Source organism: Burkholderia sp. Bp8963, from assembly GCF_003854275.1.
In the GTDB taxonomy this organism is placed as follows: domain Bacteria; phylum Pseudomonadota; class Gammaproteobacteria; order Burkholderiales; family Burkholderiaceae; genus Burkholderia.
The window spans coordinates 1-545 of record NZ_QTQP01000182.1; the positions used below are offsets into that span (position 1 = coordinate 1).

Here is a 545-nt window from a genome sequence, read left to right on the forward strand (position 1 = left end):
GACGCCGCAGGCGTCCTTGACAACGCGTAAGTGGTGGGTGATACGCTCAGCGTATGCAATGTCTTCAGGCCTTCCGATTCGAACTGATGCCGACTGGCGAGCAGGCGCGCGACATGCGCCGCTTCGCCGGAGCGTGTCGCTTCGTGTTCAACAAGGCACTGGCGTTGCAGAAGGCGCGCTACGAGCGCGGCGAGAAGAAGCTGGGCTATGCCGGGCTGTGCCAGCAGCTCACCGGGTGGCGCAACGGCACGGAAACGCCGTGGCTCAAAGCGGCGCCGACGCATCCGCTGCAACAATCGCTGAAGGATCTGGAACGGGCCTATACCAACTTCTTCGCCAAGCGGGCCGACTTCCCGCGCTTCAAGAAGAAGGGCCGGCGCGAGAGCTTTCGCTACCCCGATCCGAAGCAGATCAAGCTCGACCAGGCCAACAGCCGGATCTTCCTGCCCAAGCTCGGCTGGCTGCGCTATCGCAAGAGCCGGGACGTGCTCGGTACGCTGAAGAACGTCACCGTGAGCCAGGCCTGCGACAAATGGTTCGTCTCA

General features: G+C 63.1%; 1 protein-coding gene. It reads left to right on the top strand.

Features of this window, described 5'->3' with window-relative positions:
- Window positions 1-53: 53 nt before the first annotated feature.
- The coding region (locus DID96_RS37950; protein WP_148094547.1) for an RNA-guided endonuclease TnpB family protein at window positions 54-545 on the top strand (492 nt) is incomplete at its 3' end.